Here is an 18,851-nt window from a genome sequence, read left to right as displayed (position 1 = left end):
GAAATGGCGAAACTGAAACGGTATGACCTGTACGAGGGCGACGATGATATCATCTCCGACCCTCTGCCGGGGAAAAAACCGCTGGGCCGGGATGAAGGACTGAAGGCCCGGGATGCGTATGACCGCCGGGTGGAAGAGGAAGCCCGCAAGCGGCGCTATTTTGCGTCCAATGAAAAGGACGACGGTCTTGGCGCGCCTTCCACGCTCTTCGATGATTTCGATCGCTTTGAATCCCATACGCCGGTGAAAAACACCCGGCCGAAATATAAGAGAAAAGAAAAACACCGCGGCGCCTGGGCGGCGGTGATTGTGTTCTGCCTGCTTCTGCTGGCAGGCATGGCCATTGCCATAGTGCCCCAGATGACCGGCGTCCGTTACAAGTTCCTGCCGAACCTGGCGTTTGTGAACGGCAACCTGATCATCCAGGACGGCGGACGGGAAGACTTCTTCGACGAATGCCGGAAAGAAGTATATACCGGCAAGATCTATCCCGGAGTCTATATCGATGACGAGCATGTGGGCGGCCTGACCAAAGAGGAAGCGATCCGCAAAATCTCCAGTCTCCACAACGATGCTTCCGGCGCTTTTGACATTACCGTATCGGTGGGCAATGAAAGCTGGCATGTGAACAGTGAACGGGTTCCGGTTTCCCGGAACACGGAGGAGATTGTGGAAAAGGCCTGGGCGGTAGGCAGGAGCAACACCTCCGGCCTGAAGGGCGGGGCGGTTACGCCTTTCCAGGAACACGTCAACCAGGTGGCCGATCTCCGGACCCATCCATCGACTTTTGCCACGAAACAGGATTATGACCATGAGGCGCTGCGCAACCTGACCGACGGCATTGTAAACTATGTGAACCGGGATCCGGTCAACAGCATGGTTTACTCCTTTGATTTCAATACCAAAACCTTCACCTTTACGGATGACCAGCCCGGTGCCAGAATCGATCCGGACCAGCTGTATGCGCAGCTGACGCAGGAACTGGATTCCCGCACTACGCAGAAGGAACTGCGGGTGGTACCGGAAAAGGTGATTGCGGACCTGACCAAGGCTGAGCTGATGAACTCCTTCGGCCTGATTTCTGCCTATACCACCAATACCACAAAGGATAAAAACCGGAACACCAACATCGAGCTGAGCGCCCGGGCAATCAGCGGCATCACCGTCCAGCCGGACGAAATCTTCTCCTTCAACGGTGCCACCGGTGAGCGGACGGCTGCCAAGGGATACAAGGAAGCCCCTGCCATCTCCGGCGGCCAGAGCAAGGACGAGGTTGGCGGCGGTGTCTGCCAGACCAGCTCCACCCTGTTCAACGCCGTTGTGCGGGCGGATCTGGAGATTATCGAGCGTAACGCTCATGCCTGGCCTTCCAGCTATATTGAGAAAGGCTTTGACGCCACGGTCAACTGGCCGGGCCTCGACTTCAAGTTCAGGAACAATACGAATCAGCCGATCTTTATCGTTGCCGGATACAGCAACCGACAGGTAACCGTGAATATCTACGGCATGAGCCTCGGACCGGGTGTGAAGATTGACCTGGAAAGCGAGCTGGTCCGGACGATTCCCCAGCCGGAAGGCATCAACTACGTAATCAACACCAGCCTGGCTCCCGGTGAAACCAAGAAAACCGTCACCGGCCGGAAGGGCTATGAAGTAAACACTTGGAAAGTCTGGTACCAGGGCGATCGGGAAATCAAACGGGAAGTCCTGTTCAAGACCACCTACAAGGCCTACCAGGAAACCGTGGAATATAACCCGCAGTAAACTTTCATTGCATCGAAAAAGGGATTATGCTATAATCCCCTCGATGCCGAAGTGGCGGAATGGCAGACGCCGCGGATTCAAAATCCGTTGCCCTCAAAAGCGTGCGGGTTCAAGTCCCGCCTTCGGCACTTAAATGGACACTGGGGACAGTCCCCAGTGTCCGTTTTTTGCTGTCGGAACATTAAGGTTGGAATGTGACAATAGGGACAGACCAACTGTCATCATTCCAAAGGAACGTGACAGTTGGTCTGTCCCTTTGTCACGTTCCTGATTCTACGCTCCGTAGCCTCCACGCTGTCATCCTCCGGAGATGTTAACCTTCAATTCAAAGGAACACCTTTTGTATAGAATCCATACTAATTGTTGAGGAAGCATCCGTGCTTTAGCACGGCTAATGCTTCCCATGCTACAGCTGTCAAAAGGCTTTTAAGCCTTTTGGTAACAGCGATCGCAGAATTCTGAATCCCCTTCTTCCCGTAAAATATGTAACGTTTGAGTAACGTTTTCCCTAAAGCTATAGCATCCGCCATCCCCTCTGTTTATAATAGCAGTAACATGACCGATCAGCAGCGGCAGAGAGGGTAAACTCATGAATCAAGATCTGGCTGATATCCGTTCACTGGATCATCTTCTGCATAGTTTATACACAATCCTCAAAAACGAGAAGGATCCGGAGACCCGATATGCGGAACGGACAATAGGCCGTATGGGAAACAATATCGGAATTGCCTTATCAGATGAACTGGCTGACTTATGTGAATTATATACGATTCTGAAAGCGGACTACAAAAGTCTGTTTCCGCCAAGATCCGGCCTGACAGTTTTTTATATCCGGAGAGAGGATGCTTTTCTTCAATGCAGGCTCAATGCTGATTATAAAAACATCCTGTCTCAGATTAAAGAAATTCTGGACAGGCACTGATAAGATCAAACCACAGACCGGGAAAGGCGAAAGCGGAGAAGAAAAGAACACCGCGGACACCTGATCCGGCTGCGGTTCTGCCGCGGATAAAGAATCTGAAATGAGGGCACTCAAATGGGCGCGTCGTTCTGCAACCTGTATTGCAAAAATGAGCATGCGGACAGCCTGAGGGAAAGGCTGCCGAAGGGAAGCCGTCTGCTGACCGGATATGGTGACTGGTCTGTGCTGCTCCTGGAAGAGTTCAATACCCGGAAACTCATGTATCTGGCCCGGTTTATTCCCGGCGACGTCCTGATCTTCTATCTCTATGATGAAGAAGCTTTCGGCCTGTATTACTACCGGGATGGAAAAAAGCTTTCCTATCTGGACTGCGGTGAGTATAACTCAAAGGTCAGGATCATGGCGGAGAACCTTTTCCCGGATGATCCCCTGGCCCTGAAGAAGCTGTGGGCCATCAAACGCGGCATGTCGGTGGATGAAAAACTCGCCCTGCTTGAGGAGACCTTCGGGCTGCCTTTTGACGCTGCCTATGAACAGGAAGAGATTCCTCCGGTGGCAAAGAGCTCCGAAACCTACGACCGGATGAACGCGCGGGCCAAGGCCCTGCGCAGCCGGCCGAACCGGTATGAACCGGAACTGCTGCCCCGGGAAGAATGGCCTGTGAGCATGCAGGGTGGGGACGGCAAATTGTTTCCGGGGATTATGCGGGGAATCCGGGTACTCATGACGAACTCAAAGGGCCATGGGATCATTTACCGGACAGGGGAAGGAATTATCTGCTCGGATAAACAGGGACAGGAACAATGGTTTTTCCTGCCGGACCTGAGCGCGCAGAGGTTTCTGTATGAACCGATTGTCAGCAAAGACGGAATCGTGGTAATCCGGGGCGACCGGGAGGACAGTGCGCGGTACACGGCATGGCGGCTGTCGCCGGAGGACGGATCCGTCCTGGCGCAGCGGGATTTTGACGATGACAACGTCCGGTATATGCGCTGGAACGATGAAATGGACTGTTATGTGTATTCCAGCCGCAAAACCGGAGCGTTTGTCTTCCTGGACAGGGAGCTCAATGAGATCCGGACTGCCTTGCCTGAAGAACATGTTTGCGGGTTTGAGTATGGTGATTATGTCGGACACTGTGCCTATACGTCCCATGAAACAAATGACGGCGGCTGGGAGATTATTCGGACGGATCTTACCAGCCGCGAAGTAAGCAGGATCCGGCTGGAGCTTCCGGTTTATCCCCAGCATATGATCCTTTCAGGGGCGTGCCTCTGCTGCGGTGTGACAGGCTTTACCTTTGATTCGGTTGTTTTCTTTGGCTGGGACGGCAAGGTGATCTCCCGGCATCACCTGGAGCATATCTGGCATGTCTGGGAAGAAGCCGGAAAACTGTATGGCGCGGCAGTGGATGATAAAACCCATCACATCATCGGTGTCTACCTTTTCCTTGAAAAAGCAAAACTCCGGGGATAAATCCCCGGAGCTTCTTTTATACGAACCCTAATTGTTAATTGTTAATTCTTAATTGTTCATTTGGGCTTCGCCCATTGCTTCCTACCTCATCCTAAGAGTATCTTCCTCACATTCTCCTCAATCGCTGCGCCGTCCATGGCACTTTGAATGAGCGGCTGTATCACTTCCCGGCTCTCCCTCATATGCGGCAGCCGGGAGGCCAGGGCGTTGGCCTTATCTTCTTTTCCGGCCTTCAGGTACAGGAAGCATAACGCGGCCCGGATGGTGGCCTTCTGCTTTTCATTTGTGGAAAGCGGCAGGCCTTTTTCCATCAGCTCAATGGCTTCCGCGGTATCGCCTTGCAGCGCCAGGGCTCCGGCCAGCCCCAGCATCATGCCGGGGTCGTTCGGATAGGTCAGCAGTGCTTCCCGATAGGTCTTCGCGGCCGCCTCATAATCCTCCTCCTGCTGATATGCCACCGCTTTGGCGTGGATCCCCCGCCGGGTTTCTTCCGCCCGGATCGTATCCATCCCCAGCAGCAGGTCCACGCTGGTTTCAAAGATATTTGCCAGCGCGGGCAGGAACGTGATATCCGGACAGGATTCCCCCCGTTCCCACTTGGAAACGCTTTGCGCCGTAATCCCCAGATATTCAGCCACATCTTCCTGGGTCAGTCCCTTCATGATCCTGTACTTTTTCAGGTTTGCTGACAGATACATCATAAGTGTCCCTCCGTCTTTTTATTTCCGGAACGTTCCAGAAGCATCATACCATTTATGCGGCAAAATCCAATAACGCAGTGGTTGTGTTCAGCTCAACCGATTCGGCGGAGGTGCGTGTGGAAAAATAGACCCCTGTAATTTGCTTTTTTCATCCTGTTTACTGACCAATACAAATTATATACTTTTTTCAAAACGAGGGGTAGGGTAAAATATATCCTACAGAAACCGTTGTCGATATCCGATCAATACCTTCCAAAATGAAAAAGGAGCAGAATACTATGTTGAGAAAACTGATTTCCCTGGCACTGTGTATGATCCTGTGCGTGTCGGCGGCCGTGATTCCGGCGTGCGCAGAGGAAACGGCTCCTGTTGAAAAAAGGATTACTAAGATTCAGAAAGCCGTTGAAGAGGGCGGGGACAAAGCGCTGTGGGAACTGGTAAACACCCATTACACGACCAATGCTTACAAGGAAGAGGGTTGCTCAGAACTGTATATCTGGGCCCCGGACGGTCCGGTGCTTCCGTGTGTAGGCCGGGAAGATGAACACGTAAAGAACTATTATATGGTCGATATGATGGTGACCAACAATGTAGGGCTTATGCTGGAACAGGTGCTTTCCTATACAGTGCAACCTGACGGAACATGCGTGTTACAGGATCTGAGCCAGGATTTGCTTCCTGCCGGGCCGGAACGTATTGCTCCCGGTTATGTGTTTTCCTATCGCTCCACTTATCCTGCGGACGGGACCAGCAGGTATGAAATTGTTGCGGCCGTCGGCACAGATGATAACGGGCATGAGCTTGAGTTTTACGGTGTAATCCAACGATTGAACTACATACCATATGACGCTGCAGAGATTGTTCCGGTGAACCCGGACTATGACATAGACAGGGTTCGCTATGAAGCGGATTTCCGAATGATCCTTGCTGACGGCGTCTGGTGGGTTCCGATCAACACGCTGGGGAAAACACGCTATACCAACCGGGAAATTGCCGACATGGTGGAGCACAGTCCGGAGGAGAAGCAGGAAGAAATCTCTACCTTGTACGAAGCAATCCAGCTTTTCAGGATCAGCGGTTTCACTTATACAGAAGACAACGCAGATATCCTTGAGAACGAAATCAAGTGGGAACATCATAAACCCGGACGCGATGCGGTGCGCACCAATACAGGCTGCTGCGCGGCAGACAGCAACTGGCTGAATTATATCCTGAGCGGGGATTATGAGCAAATTGGTTTCCTGAGCTATTCCTGTGCAGACAACAACGGACATGTGTTCAACTTTATCTATCAGGACGGATACTATTACTTTATTGACCTGACAGGTTATGAGGACAGTTATGAGAACGGACTGGCACGGGAGAGCGGAATGCCCAGGGACTATATATATTCGGGCTTGGCTACAGGATGCCTGATTAAGGCCAGGTCGCCAGAAGACTTTGTGAATTATTATGTCGGGATCTGCGGGAATGCTCCGAATCTGTTTTTCCTTTACCAGGGGGAGAATAACCTGCCTATTGCTGGAATAGAAATAGACGGATTGATGACGATGACTTATCCGGAAGGATATGACATCCAGATCCTGGACGGCAATGAACCTGACAAGCTGGGTGTGCAGTTTGTCGAGGGACCGAAGAAAGAATATAAGTGGTCTGCCCTGAAGGATGCGAAAATCAAGGTAAAGGATAAATACCTGCGTGACGCGGAAAAAAACGCGGCTGAGCCGCTGACAGCCTGGCAGCCGGGAGACGTGCTTACGCTGGAGGATAACAGCGATAAGGGCCGGGCAGTGATTGACGGAATCAAATTCGGTACTTCCAAAAGGGACGAGGTCCGGGTTGGCTTTGAGGACAATCTGTACCTGGACGGCAAACATGCCAATGGTGTTTTCGATCTCAGCCTGCAGCTGGAACAGCACAGCGAAGCGATGAAGGATATGGACAGTCTGGTGCTCGGAGAGCTGAACATAGATATCGTCAGGACGATCCCCGAAACACAGCTGGTGATCTGTACGCGGGAAGGCGATCAGCTGACCGTACAGGAAGTGACAGACGGAAAGTACTACGAATCCCGGCAGATCAGTATCCGGAAGGATGAGAACGGCAACTGGACGGAAGCACCTGAGTACTGGTACCTGATCATCACAAACGGCAAGAAAATGAAATATGAATTCGGACGGTTCAAATGCGAGCTTAACTAATGAACAATGAACCGGCTGTGGCCGGAAAAACCCGCTGTGCATTTGCACAGCGGGTTTTTATATTGGACACTGGGGACAGTCCCCAGTGTCCATTTTTGATCATACACTCAGCGGAAGAAATCTTCCAGCTTTGCTTCCCGGAACATAAAAGCCTGGTGGTTCATATCCACGCCCAGGATCATACTTGTGATGCTGTTGACGGAAACCATATACCACCGGTCCCCGTATCGGGCCACGGTAGGCATGCATATAATTGTCCCATCGCCGACAAAGGCCGTGGCTACTATATTGACCAATTCGTCCGCCCCGTACTGAGCTGTCTGCTTTTTGAGGGCTTCCTGGTTCTGTTCAAGGGAAAACTTGTTATCTGTTACTGAATCCGGCGTCAGGAAAGTGATATCCGACATACCGGTCAGCGCTTCAAGTTTGCCGTTGTCAAACTTCTGCAGAAAAGCTTCCACATCTTTTTCCTGCAGGGGGATTGCTTTTCCGTCCGGGTAATCCTCGCCCAGGATATATGCCTCCAGGGCATTGTAGATCATCCTGACCTCCGCGGCGCGGAGGGAATGAAGCGTTGCGGAAACCATAAAATCATTGGCGGCGGGCATTCTGACATAGCTTGTCGGGATATAAGCCTTTATCCTCTGAAGGAACTTCTCCACCGAATAATGGCTGGCCAGGGTTTCCCAGGCATAGGCGCTCAGCATCTGTTCAAAGTCCAGGTTCTTCAGGCCGTTCATATAGCAGGCAACCGCGTCTTCCGGGGTGTCGAAGCCGGCACCCTCATAGCGGATGGCGGTATTTGCGGCAGGTTCCTCCGCAAAGGCGCAGAAGGCGGCCAGCAGGATGGTCAGGGCCAGGAAAAAGGATATGAGTTTCTTCATGAGGATCGCTCCTTTCATAGCTGTTATGCCATTGTATCATACCATACATCATAAAGACTACTGCTGGGGGATTGTTCCCGATGTCCATCCAAAATCAATAGAATATAAGGCGTAATAACCATATGTTCCGAAAAAGGCACAGAGGATAGACTGTGCTGTACAAACTGAAAGACGGCTTGCCTCCGAGGCGGCAGGCCGTCTTTTTGATTCGGGAAGGATCAGTTGCCGGAAAGCTGGACGAACAGATCCGCCAGGTCCGCACGGGTAACGGCGGCATCGGGGGTGTCTGTGGTCATTTCGGCACCGATGGCGGTCAGGAGACCGCAGAGCAGATCTTCATGCAGTTCGGCATTCAGATCCTGATCCGCAGCGACCAGGCCGTATCCAACCAGCGTTTCCTTGCAGGCGTCGGGATCATTGGAGCCGCCGCCGATCAGCATATACAGACCGCCGAGGAAGTCACCCACGGTGGCAGGTTCATCCGGCGCGAAGAGGCCTTCTTCCTTCGCTGCCATCATGCCACTGGTGAAGGCGGCATAGATGGCGTCATGGTGTTCATTGTCTTCTGCCACATCGGAGAAGGAAACCTGGGACAGGTCTTCGGTGTGGAAGGGGTTCTGGATCGCGTCATACAGGTCGCTGTTGGCCTGCAGGGTGCCGATCGGTCCCACGGTGCCGCGGCAGCCTTTTTCCATCAGCTTGGCATAGGCTTCGGCAGCGGCCTTCACGCTTTCGGGCGTCACGCTCTTGTAGGCGCGCATCTGCTGCAGCTTTTCATCCGCGGGCCTGCGGTGCAGGATATTGGTCATCGCGGTCACAGCGCCGCCCAGTTCGCCTGCGGGTTTTGCCAGGCTGGAATACTGCTGCATGATATAGCCGTCGATCTGTTCCTGGGTCAGCTCCATGGCGGCGAGCTTTTCCGGAATGGAATCATACAGGTCGAAGGTAGCCTTGACGTTGGGGTCCCGGTAGGAGATCAGGTACATGGCGTAATCGCCGTCCGTGCCGCACCAGACGGAGTAGGCGCCCATCTGGTCCCGCAGGACGGGAATGAGCAGCTGGTCCGCGATCAGGGAACCGATCACGTTGAGGGAATAGTCCGGTTCGACGCCGATCTGGCTGAAGGCGGCGCAGTTGCAGTTGTACTGGATGTTGCCGTCCACGGAAACAGCTTCCCGGATCGGGGGAACCGGCAGGTCGTAAGCCGGATACTCCCGTTCTTCGGATGCGATATCCGCGAAGAAGGTATCTACCAGGGGAGCGTTCACCGCGATGGAAGCTTCGTTGCCAGCAAAGGTGGCGACAGCGCCGCTGCGGTTGGTGAAGAAGGACTGGATGTTCTGCAGGCGGGCAACCACCGTTTCCGGTTCAGAGGCCATCTGTGCTTCCAGCTCTTCCAGGAAAGCGTAATAGGAAGTGTAGTTCAGATAGTCATAGTACCTGCTTCTGGGATCGCCGACGCCTTCCTGGCGGGAATAGAGCGCAACATATGGATTGTTGTTGATGGAGTTGCGCACGTAGGCTTTCTGGGCAGTGATCCGTTCGGAAAGGGTCTGGAGATCCGTAAACTGGGTATGGAACAGGATTTCCTTCATCAGGTCATAACCGGCGGCGAGATCGTCGTCCAGCGCGACCCATTCAGCAATCAGGTAAGCAATGACGTCATCCTTTTCCGGGGTGTTGCAGGTATCCACACCGATGGTGCGGGACATCAGGTAGCGATCCATCAGGACGGCCAGTTCTTCCTTGCTGTGGGCGTCGGTGTCCAGCTGGCCCAGCAGGCGGGTGAACAGGCGCAGGTAATGGATATCTTCCTGGGGAAGGGTACGGGCGTCAAAGTACAGGTCCACTTTGCCCACGCCGTCCACACCGGCCACGGCGTTCATGCGGCGGACGCCGTCTTCACCGGTTTCGTCGGTGATGGCGTATTCGCGGACTTCCTCGGGCAGGTCTGCCACGGTGACGGGGGTCAGGGCGGCGATCATTTCGGCGTTTTCATCTTCCTCGGGTTCGGCATGGGTAGCGTCGATGATCGCCTGCTTTTCCTCGTCCGTCATGCCGGCTTTGATCTCCGCCAGCTTTTCAGCCAGGGCGGCGTCCTGCTTTTCCTTCAGGCCGGGTTCGGGGTAGGTGGTGGTCAGGGTATACAGCTCGGGATCCACATACCAGTCGGAGATGGCGGCGGTCAGCAGGCCCTGGGCGTTTTCATTCATGATATTGGCCTGGTCCTCTGTGGACTCGACATAATCAAAGGGGTTGCCGGTGACGGCGTAAGCATACGCCAGGTTGTTTATGACGGTATCAACAGGTTCTCCGCTTTCCAGCGCCAGCTTGTTGTTCAGCAGCTTGGCGGTCACGATGGAATCCAGCTGAACCGTATCAAAACCGTCCTGCGCAATCTGCTTCAGGGAGTCGTTGACCACCGTGCGGAATGCTTCGGCGTCTTCCTTGTTGACATTGTTTGCCACAAACACAAGGGCGTCATCTGGGGCGGCCAGTTCACGGCCGCAGGAGAAGGAACCGGAGGGGAAGGCTTTCTTCAGGTTCTGCATGAGCAGGGAACCGCTGTTGCCCAGCAGCTCCCAGACATGGTCCGCGGCACGCTGCTGCGCCTTGTTTTCCTTCAGGCCGGGGCAGATGATGTAGTAGTAGATGGTGGACTGGTTGGCCGTATCGGTGCCTTCTGCCACAGCGTAGGGAACGCTGGTGACCACAGGCTCGGTGATCCGGGTATAGCCGCTGTCAGTGAAGGAGAAATCCTTCTTCTCATAGGGGCTGAAGGCTTCGTCCAGCAGCTTCAGGAAGACGGTGTAATCCTCAAAGGAACCGTACAGGTAAGCGATACAGTTGGACGGATGGTAATAGGTGTCGTGGTAGTTCTTCAGGGCGTCCCAGGTCATCTCCGGGATCGCTTCGGGCTTTCCGCCGTAGTTGAAGGTCAGGGCGGCGCCGGGGAAGGTGACCAGGTTCGCGTTGTCCAGAGCGCTTTCCCGCAGGTCCATGGCGCCGGTCATCTCGCTGTACACGGTACCGTTCAGTATCAGGGGGCTGTCCATGTCCTCCATTTCATAGCGCCAGGCTTCCGTGCGGTAGATGTCTTCCCGTTCCTTGACGATCGGATGCAGGCAGCAGTCCGTATAGAAATCCGCCAGGGCCAGCAGCTGTTCTTCGGAAAGGGATGCGATCGGATAACTGGTCATCGCGTCCATGGTGTAGGCGTTCATGTAGGTCTGGTAGGACTGATAGATCAGGTTGAACCACAGTCCGGTGCTGGGATATTTCGCGGAACCGGACAGGGTGCTGTGTTCAAATACATGGGGCAGACCGGTGTTATCAATCGGCCGCGTGGGGAAGGTCAGCTGGAAGGCACGGTTGGTATCCTCATTGGCGATATAGAGGAGCTTCGCGCCTGTCTTCTGATGCTCAAACAGCACCAGATCCGCGCCGACCATCTCAAAAGGCCGGATTTCCTTGACTTCAAAGCCTTCGACTACATCGCCGACGGCGGGCAGACCGACGGTCTCGTCAGTGTCGGCGGGAGCCGGTTCCGCAATCGCGGGCAGGACGCTGACAAACAGAGCCAGCGCAAGCAACAGGGACAACAGTTTTTTCATTTTCTTCCCTCCGTTATAGTGTGTATACTGCTCCGGGACGCGGAACAGTCAGAAGAGCGGGAACGCTCTTGCTGCGCGGAAAACAAACGGTTCATTGTCCGGATCCCAGCTCAAAACACCGGAATGGATCCGGCCGGAAATGAACCCTCCTCTATTCAGAAACTATGAACAGTGTAATATAACAGAGCAATATTTGCAACTTGTATGTAGCTTTGCGCACATAGTGATCAGGCTCGAACGATACCGGTGGGACGGTTCCTGCGGTATTATTCTGCATTCTTAATTCTTCATTTGGCATTGCGTTGCGATGCCACCACCTTCTCCCGCCTGCCTGAATATCCGCCGCGGCGGATATTTTTTATAAATCTGCTGCCATCCCTAACCGGAGCTTCGTACCAAATAGCGTAAATGAAATAAGCACGATGCAAGAAAAGCAGTGCAGCTTTTGAGAGAAGAGGAACCCATTATGAAGAAAGTAAATGTAAAGAAAATAATTGTGATTACAGCCCTGGTCCTGGTACTCGCCGCCGTCGCGATCGTATGCGGCTCCTGCGCGAAGAAGGAAGAACCCGCCTATGAAAAGGGCAAAGTTTCCTACACTGTCGTGAACAACACCGGCAAGAACGTGACCGAAATCGTCCTGTCCGACAACCGCAGCGAGAACAAAGTGGTCTCCAAGCCCGGTGAAGGCGGCCTGCCGGACGGCCAGTCCGTTGGAATTGAACTGCCCGCCATGCTGGAGAATAACGGCGCTGACGTGATGTTCACCTTCACGGTGGAAGGCGGCAACAACCTGTCCGCGCACATCGGCCAGACGACCGGCACCATCACCATGGTGATTGAGAACGGCAGCCTCGAGTTCAAAATTTCCGAGCCCGGGAAATAATCTGTACGGGACAGAAGACGACGGAGATCATTCTCCGGCGTCTTTTTTGCTGTCCCTGATTTTTCCGTGCAGTTTTTCCATTTCCTCCTTGCCCAGGAACGGCATCAGGCACTGCACGCCCAGGAGATAATCCTCCAGCGTGATCTGCTCCAGACGGTCGGCCATGCGGCACAGGGCGTCCTGCGAAAGGAAGGGCGCGACGCTGTTGAGGATGACCAGGTCCTCCGGGACCACCCGTTCAGAAAGCCGGTCCATCCTTTCCTGCGGCAGGAAAGGTCCCAGCGCGGATAACAGGCCCGTGTCCAGCTCAAAATCACCCTGCTGTTCCAGCCGCTCCACCCATTTTGCGCACAGCTCAGGTGAAACAAAAGGAGACATTCCGAGGACGTCCGCAATGTGCGCGGGGGTGAGCTCCGCGCCGATTTCCTCCGCCAGCGCCGCGTCAATGAACGGGGCGATCTGCATGAGCGTACTCAGATTACGGATATCCGCCTTTTTCGCCCGCACCAGCTCCTCCAGCTCCCGGGGCGGCAGCATGGGCGCGATGGCGGCAATGGCGTCAACGGGCGCGCTGTCCAGCCTGTCCGGACTCGCCAGCAGCTCTTCTGTCAGCTCCTGGCTCTGTGAGGCACCGACCAGTTTATACAGATCCAGCTCCAGAATTTCGCACAGCCTGGCCAGGTTGGAAATGTCCGGCACGGAGGTGCCGCGTTCCCAGTTGGAAACCGCCTGGTAGGTGACGCCCATCTGATCCGCCAGGGCGTTCTGCGTCAGATTCTTTTGAATGCGTGCTTCCCGGAGCATGCGGGAAACATCGTTGATATTAAACATGAGGGGGTCCTCCGTTTCGTTTGCTTTCTGCCGGCGCCTTTATCCTAAATTGTTTCGGTTTTGAAGTCAATCAAGCGTTGCTTGAGAGGGTGGAACGATAGGGACTGTCCCTATCGTTCCATTTGCGGTACGGGGAGACAGGGGACGGTTCTCTGTCTCCTTTTCGGGACTGCGTCGCATTAACGTTGACGAAGGATCCTGAACCCAATCAAAACTCCGCTGCGCATCTGCGCAACGGAGTCTTTTTTACGCTTCGCCCCGTCAGTGCTGCTGGAACGTGCCCACCATGTGCGCCATCTGCTCCGGGGTTTCGATACAGCCTTTTTTAAGCCACAGCAGGAACACGTTATAGACCCCGCCGGAGATAAAAGAGGTCTGGTAGTCGGTGTATCTGCCTTCATAGTGGGCCAGCATCACCCGGTCAAACTCTTCCTGCACAAAATGGATCAGCCCGGCCCGGTAAATCACCTGCAGCCGTTCCTTGTATTCGGTCACATGGCGGAACAGCTTCATCAGGTAATCCTCCCGGCTGTCCCGGAGGAAGTCGATCCCGGATTCAGCCATGAACTGATCCGTCACCTTGCCGATCCACTTCCGGAGCACATCCTCCTTGCCGGTAAAGCTGCGGTAAAAGGACATCCGGGTGACGCCGGCCTTCTCACAGATTTCGGTAACGGAAATATCCTGCCATTCCTTTTTCCGGATCAGGATCAGCAGCGCCTCAAGGATGTAATCTGAAACCCGCCCGTCTCTCTTCGGTTCCATGTTACAAACCATCCTCCTTTGTCACAATTCCGCGGCCGTGCCTTGACGCGGGATGACCATCATGTTACGGTTGTAACATGTTTTGCGAAAAGATGCAAGCACACTGCGGGAAGGGAGGCAGCACAGCATGATACGCTATGAGCAGATCCGCCGGGAGGACATTCCGGCCTGTACCGCGCTGGCGGCCCGCAGCTTCATGGATTATGAATACTTTGCCAACTATTTTCCGGATGCAAACCGCCGGAAGCGGTTCCTGGAAAAGATGCTGGAGATTGAGTTCCGCCTGTGCTTCGGTCAGACGGACATCTGGGGCGCCTGGGACGGGGATACCCTGTGCGCCGTGGCGCTGCTTTGCCCGCCGGAGTGGGTAAAACCTTCTGCCTGGCAGTATATGCGGGCGGGCTACGGAAAGGTGTTCCTGGCCGGCGGAATCCGCCGGGTTTCCGACTGGGACGATATGAATGCCGCGGCCATGAAACCCTGCCACGCGGAGAAGAATGCCTGGTACCTGAGCTCCCTTACCGTGGATGCGGATCAGGAAGGGCAGGGGATCGGCTCCCGGATGCTGCGGGAATGCCTGGTGCCCCGCGTCCGGTCCCGGGGCGGAAAGCGCCTGGTGCTGTTCACCAACTCTGAGGATAACCGGCATTTCTATGAAAAGAACGGCTTCTGGCTTTTCCGGGAGGAAAGCTACAGCTACCACGGCAAAACCATGGGCAGCTGGAGTTACGCGATGGATATCAGGGAGGAGCAGGGTATGATCTGGCAGGAGGAGACAAAACTCCGTCTCAACGATTTTGATCAATACGGCAATCTACGGGATGAAGCGCTTTTCCAGGTGCTGGAATCCGCGGGAAGCCATCACTCGGATTACGCCAACGACAGCGTGATCGCGGGCAGCCGGGCGGGGATCGTCTGGATCCTGTCCGAGTGGCGGGTCCGGATTACCCGGAGGCCCCGGAGCAATGAAACGCTGCATATCAACACCTGGGCCCGGGGCAAAGCCCCCGCGGCGATGATTTACCGGGACTTTATTGTCAATGACGATGAAGGGAATGAACTGCTCCGGGCGGAGGCCGCCTTTGTGCTCCTGGATACGGCAAAGGGCCGCCTGACCCGGATTACGGAGGAACTGTTCCAGGCCTACCAGCCGCGGGAGCAGACCGTGTTTGACGATAAACCCGGCCGGCTCCGGGCGCCGGAAGTCCCGCAGAGCACCTGCGCCCTTTCCCTGCGCCGCAGCGATATTGACTATAACGGCCATGTGCATAACACCCGCTACCTGGATCTGGCCCGGGAGGCGCTGCCGGAGGCAATCCTGCGGAAACAGTTTGAACAGATCCGCGTTCTGTATTCCAAAGCCGTTACCCCGCAGGATGACGTGACCGCGCAGTATACCGAGGAGAACGGGGTTTCCACCGTGGCCATCCTGGCAAACGGTACCGTCTGCGCCGTCCTGGAGTTTCAGTAAAACAACCCGGCCTGAGAGAAAAACATCCGCCCTGTGAACATTCGCTTCACAGGGCGGTTTCAGTTTCATTTATATCACGGGATAATACACGTCCGCCGAAAGATCCTTGTTGTATACTTCGTAAGCTCTGCCGGATAACTCCGTTTTGTTTCCCTCCGCATACCGGTGGATGATTTCGTGCGCCTTTCCGATCTTCGAAAAACCCCCGGTGAAATGCAGATGCAGGCATTTCGCTTCAGATACACAGATCACATTCCCGTTGCCGCCGCCGGAAACCGGCAGGCAGGTCCGCATGGAAAACCCTTCTTCACTGTTCAGGTTTTCATAGAGGACAAAATGGCTTCCCTGGGCGGAAAGTCCCTCCCGCGCCGCCTGTTCATACAGTCTGCCCACCGATACCCCCAGGTCTTCTTTCTCCACATTTTCATCAATATACAGGCAGGTTTTGCATTCAAACGGCCGGATGTCCGGAAGGGCGTCCCGGGCGGCCTCCTCTTCCTGCTCCCTGCCGGCGGCAAGCTCCTTTACAGCCTGGAGCTGTTCGTCCATTTCCGTGATTCGGCTCCGGACCGCTTCTTTCTCATCTGCTTTTCCTTCCAGCACCTGCCGGATTTCAAAGAGGGACAAGCCGATCTGTCTCAGCCTCCGGATCTTTTCCAGTACGGCGAGCTGCCCTTCCTCATAATAGTGATAACCGTTTTCTTCGTTGATACAGGCCGGAACAAGCAGCCCTTCCTCGTGATAAAGGCGCAGGGCTTTCCGTCCCACTTTTCCGATCACGGCAAACTGACCCCTGGTATACATCAGTCTTTCTCCTTTCTGTTTTTCGCTCTCCGGACTTTCCTGAGAAATCCGAGATGGAGCGGGAGAATCCTGTATAATGTGTAACGCGCATACGGCTCATAGCCGCTTCTGCGGTAAAATTTTACTACCGCGTCACAGAGGGAGGCAACACAATTCTCGTTCAGCATCTGTCCCAGTTCCGGGGAGGCGTGCCGGGGAGAGCCCATATGCCCGTATGCTCCCATGGCTCTCAGCTGTTTTTTCCGGAAGATCATATCCCTGTCCGTGATCCGGGTATCCGGCAGGTCCCGATATCCCTCCCGGACCAGGGCCGGATCCATATCCAGCAGGCTGGAGGTTTCCACCCATCCCGCATGGTAGTCATCCGGGTGCTTATCCTGGAAACTTTTCAGTTCTTTCTCTTCTTCCACACCCGTCCCCATAAAGATCGGTCCCATGGGGGCAATCGCCCGGACGCCGTATTTCCGGTTCACCTTCCGGACGGCTTTCTCAACGGCAATCTGGTGCTGGGGATCCGCGTGGGAAGCGATGACAACGATGTGCTTAAATCCCATGCAGCATAAACTTTCCAGGATTTCCCGGGCAACGGTACAGGTTGTCCTCATGGAAAAATGAATGGAGCCGTAGAATTCGTTCACGGATGCGGCGGCCACGGGAAAGGCCGGCAGGTAAAAGCATCCGGCGTCCAGTTCCTCCTCCGCCCGGGCCAGGGCGCCCCGGCTCCAGTGTTCCCCCTCCAACAGGTCGGTGGCCAGGGGCAGATGCCACCCGTGTTCCTCTATCGGTGCCAGCACAACGGAGACTATGCTTTTGTCCTTGTCCAGCTCCTTGATTTCCTTCCATGTCAACAGGCTCAGATCCTTCATAATCCGTCCTCCTTTCGGTTTTCGGGCAAAGGATAAACCCGGCCCTTGCGGCCAGGTCAATACCCCCTGAAAAAACAGGAGAAGGCGCCTGCCGGGTTTTGTGAAACAATCTGCCTGCCTCCTTCGTTATATTGTCAGGTGACGATCAACCCCCGATCCCGGGGCAGGCATGAAACAGGAGGCGAACAGGATGAAAGTACCGTTCCGGAGAATCATATGCGCGGCGCTGGCTGCCTGTTTGCTGCTGCCCTTCGGGCCGGCCCGGGCGGAGGGAACGGATATTGCCGCCCTGCAGGCGCGCCTGATCAGCCTGGGATATGAGATCGGCAAGGCGGACGGGATCATCGGCAAGAAGACTTCCGCAGCCATTGCCCTGGCCCAGAAGCTGCTGGCGGATGAGGGCATCGCTGTTCAGCCCACCGGCATTCCCGACGCAAAGACGGTGGAACAGATCATGAAGGAAGAAAACACTGCTCTCCTGAAGACGCTGGTCAAAGGCAGCTGGGGCAGCCGGGTCAAGGAAGCCCAGCAGACGCTGATCGGCCTGAACCTGCTGAAGGACAAGGCGGACGGACAGTACGGCGGCAACACGGAAACCGCAATGAAGGCCTTTGAAGAGTATATGGCCAAGCGGGAGCCGGAGAAGATCCGGCCGGACGGAAAGATTTCGGAGCAGGAATACCTGCTCCTGACGGGAGACCTGAAGGGCTATGGCTTTGAGGCGCCGCTGTGCTTTGACGAAGCACATCCTGAAAAGCTTTCAGGCGCGTACCTTTATGCTGAAAAAGTCTGCCTGATCAACGCCTCCACCGGGGAAGTGCTGCTGGAAAAGGCGGCGGATGAACCGGCGGAGCCCGCCAGCACAACAAAAATCATGACGCTGCTGACGGCCCTGTCCCTGTGTGATCCGGACAAAGCCGTTGTGATCCCGGAGGAAGCGAAGGATGTCCCGCAGGACAGCACCCTTGTGCCGGTCACGCCGGGGGAAACCATGGTGATGCGGGACCTGCTCTATGGCATGATGATCCGCTCCGGCAATGACGCGGCAAACGCGGTGGCTGTGCTTTGCTCCGGCAGCGTGGAAGCTTTTGCGGAAGAAATGAATCAAACGGCAAAGAAGCTGGGAATGGAACATTCCCACTTTGTGAATGCCCACGGCTATACGGCGGAGGGACACTATACCACCGCCAGGGACCTGGTAACCGCGGCCCGCAACGGCCTGACGCAGCCCCTGTTCCGTGAAATTGTAACCTGCCTGAAATACACCCTGCCCGCCACGGAGAGAAGGGGAGAACTTCCGGTCAACGTGAAATGGGAAATCTTCAATCCCCTGTCCCCATACTATATTTCCCATGCGGCTGGTGTGAAAAGCGGCTATACCTCCACCGCCGGTTTCTGCTATGTGGGCGCCTACCAGGAAAACGGCATAACCCTCATCGCCGCCGTCATGGGCGGCCAGACCCGCAACATGGCCTGGACTGATCTCCGGCGCCTCTTCGCCTACGGCATGGCGATGGAAACGGAAAACGACGATGAAGAACCCAAAGGCTGATCGGAACACCATCACGTCAAATTGTCATCATGTTCCCGCCGCAGCGGATTATTCTGCATTCTGCATTTGACCGAAGGTCACTGTCTCCCCGCCCGCCGACGTAATTTCCGCCGC

The 18,851-nt window shown here is 55.0% G+C and carries 14 protein-coding genes and 1 tRNA gene; 8 read left to right on the top strand and 7 right to left on the bottom strand.

The features are described from left to right. Positions 1 to 3 precede the first annotated feature (3 nt). From JRC49_06555 to JRC49_06540, 4 genes are all read left to right on the top strand, one after another. Positions 4 to 1,764, top strand: a complete 1,761-nt coding sequence (locus JRC49_06555; protein ID QTE72462.1) for a VanW family protein — start codon at positions 4 to 6, stop codon at positions 1,762 to 1,764. 45 nt (positions 1,765 to 1,809) lie between these two features. Next, positions 1,810 to 1,892, top strand: a tRNA-Leu gene (locus JRC49_06550). 461 nt (positions 1,893 to 2,353) lie between these two features. Then, positions 2,354 to 2,686, top strand: coding sequence for a hypothetical protein (locus JRC49_06545; protein ID QTE72461.1), 333 nt, complete (start codon positions 2,354 to 2,356; stop codon positions 2,684 to 2,686). A 114-nt stretch (positions 2,687 to 2,800) separates the two neighbouring features. Further along, positions 2,801 to 4,162: a hypothetical protein gene (locus tag JRC49_06540; protein ID QTE72460.1), complete on the top strand. Its 1,362-nt coding sequence runs from the start codon at positions 2,801 to 2,803 to the stop codon at positions 4,160 to 4,162. Positions 4,163 to 4,248: 86 nt separating this feature from the next. Here the strand turns inward: JRC49_06540 and JRC49_06535 are convergent, their stop codons facing one another. Beyond that, the gene (locus tag JRC49_06535) at positions 4,249 to 4,863 is read right to left on the bottom strand and encodes a helix-turn-helix domain-containing protein (GenBank protein ID QTE72459.1); all 615 of its coding nucleotides are present in this window, start codon (positions 4,861 to 4,863) and stop codon (positions 4,249 to 4,251) included. Between the two features lie 278 nt (positions 4,864 to 5,141). Between JRC49_06535 and JRC49_06530 the strand changes: the two genes are divergently transcribed. Beyond that, complete coding sequence (locus JRC49_06530) at positions 5,142 to 7,064, top strand: hypothetical protein (protein QTE72458.1); 1,923 nt, start codon at positions 5,142 to 5,144, stop codon at positions 7,062 to 7,064. 107 nt (positions 7,065 to 7,171) lie between these two features. Here JRC49_06530 and JRC49_06525 read toward each other — a convergent pair whose 3' ends face one another. Together JRC49_06525 and JRC49_06520 are read right to left on the bottom strand one after the other, a co-directional pair. Next, a complete protein-coding gene (locus JRC49_06525) occupies positions 7,172 to 7,948 on the bottom strand; it encodes a hypothetical protein (protein ID QTE72457.1) in 777 nt (258 codons plus the stop codon). Positions 7,949 to 8,166: 218 nt separating this feature from the next. Further along, positions 8,167 to 11,562: an insulinase family protein gene (locus JRC49_06520; protein ID QTE72456.1), complete on the bottom strand. Its 3,396-nt coding sequence runs from the start codon at positions 11,560 to 11,562 to the stop codon at positions 8,167 to 8,169. Positions 11,563 to 12,028: 466 nt separating this feature from the next. Here JRC49_06520 and JRC49_06515 point away from each other — a divergent pair, with 466 nt between their 5' ends. Beyond that, the gene (locus JRC49_06515; GenBank protein QTE72455.1) at positions 12,029 to 12,448 is read left to right on the top strand and encodes a hypothetical protein; all 420 of its coding nucleotides are present in this window, start codon (positions 12,029 to 12,031) and stop codon (positions 12,446 to 12,448) included. A 27-nt stretch (positions 12,449 to 12,475) separates the two neighbouring features. Here the strand turns inward: JRC49_06515 and JRC49_06510 are convergent, their stop codons facing one another. Continuing rightward, positions 12,476 to 13,279, bottom strand: coding sequence for a helix-turn-helix domain-containing protein (locus JRC49_06510; protein ID QTE72454.1), 804 nt, complete (start codon positions 13,277 to 13,279; stop codon positions 12,476 to 12,478). A 261-nt stretch (positions 13,280 to 13,540) separates the two neighbouring features. Further along, the gene (locus JRC49_06505; GenBank protein QTE72453.1) at positions 13,541 to 14,044 is read right to left on the bottom strand and encodes a TetR/AcrR family transcriptional regulator; all 504 of its coding nucleotides are present in this window, start codon (positions 14,042 to 14,044) and stop codon (positions 13,541 to 13,543) included. A gap of 127 nt (positions 14,045 to 14,171) precedes the next feature. On the opposite strand from JRC49_06505, the gene JRC49_06500 reads away from it, so the two are divergent. After that, entirely contained in the window at positions 14,172 to 15,515 is a 1,344-nt protein-coding gene (locus tag JRC49_06500; protein QTE72452.1) for a GNAT family N-acetyltransferase, read from the top strand. Between the two features lie 69 nt (positions 15,516 to 15,584). Here the strand turns inward: JRC49_06500 and JRC49_06495 are convergent, their stop codons facing one another. Together JRC49_06495 and JRC49_06490 are read right to left on the bottom strand one after the other, a co-directional pair. Then, positions 15,585 to 16,319 (bottom strand): MerR family transcriptional regulator, encoded by a 735-nt coding sequence (locus tag JRC49_06495; protein QTE72451.1) that lies wholly within the window; start codon positions 16,317 to 16,319, stop codon positions 15,585 to 15,587. Then, on the bottom strand, positions 16,319 to 17,185 hold the full coding sequence (locus JRC49_06490; GenBank protein ID QTE72450.1) for a creatininase family protein: 867 nt from the start codon (positions 17,183 to 17,185) through the stop codon (positions 16,319 to 16,321). Before JRC49_06490 ends, JRC49_06495 begins: the two co-directional genes overlap by 1 nt. A gap of 190 nt (positions 17,186 to 17,375) precedes the next feature. Here JRC49_06490 and JRC49_06485 point away from each other — a divergent pair, with 190 nt between their 5' ends. After that, entirely contained in the window at positions 17,376 to 18,737 is a 1,362-nt protein-coding gene (locus JRC49_06485) for a peptidoglycan-binding protein (protein ID QTE72449.1), read from the top strand. Positions 18,738 to 18,851 lie beyond the last annotated feature (114 nt).

It is taken from the genome of Clostridiales bacterium FE2011, from assembly GCA_017569305.1.
In the GTDB taxonomy this organism is placed as follows: Bacteria; Bacillota; Clostridia; order Christensenellales; family Aristaeellaceae; genus Aristaeella.
Note: the sequence above shows the minus strand (reverse complement) of the source record. Positions and strands in the feature narration are given on the sequence as shown.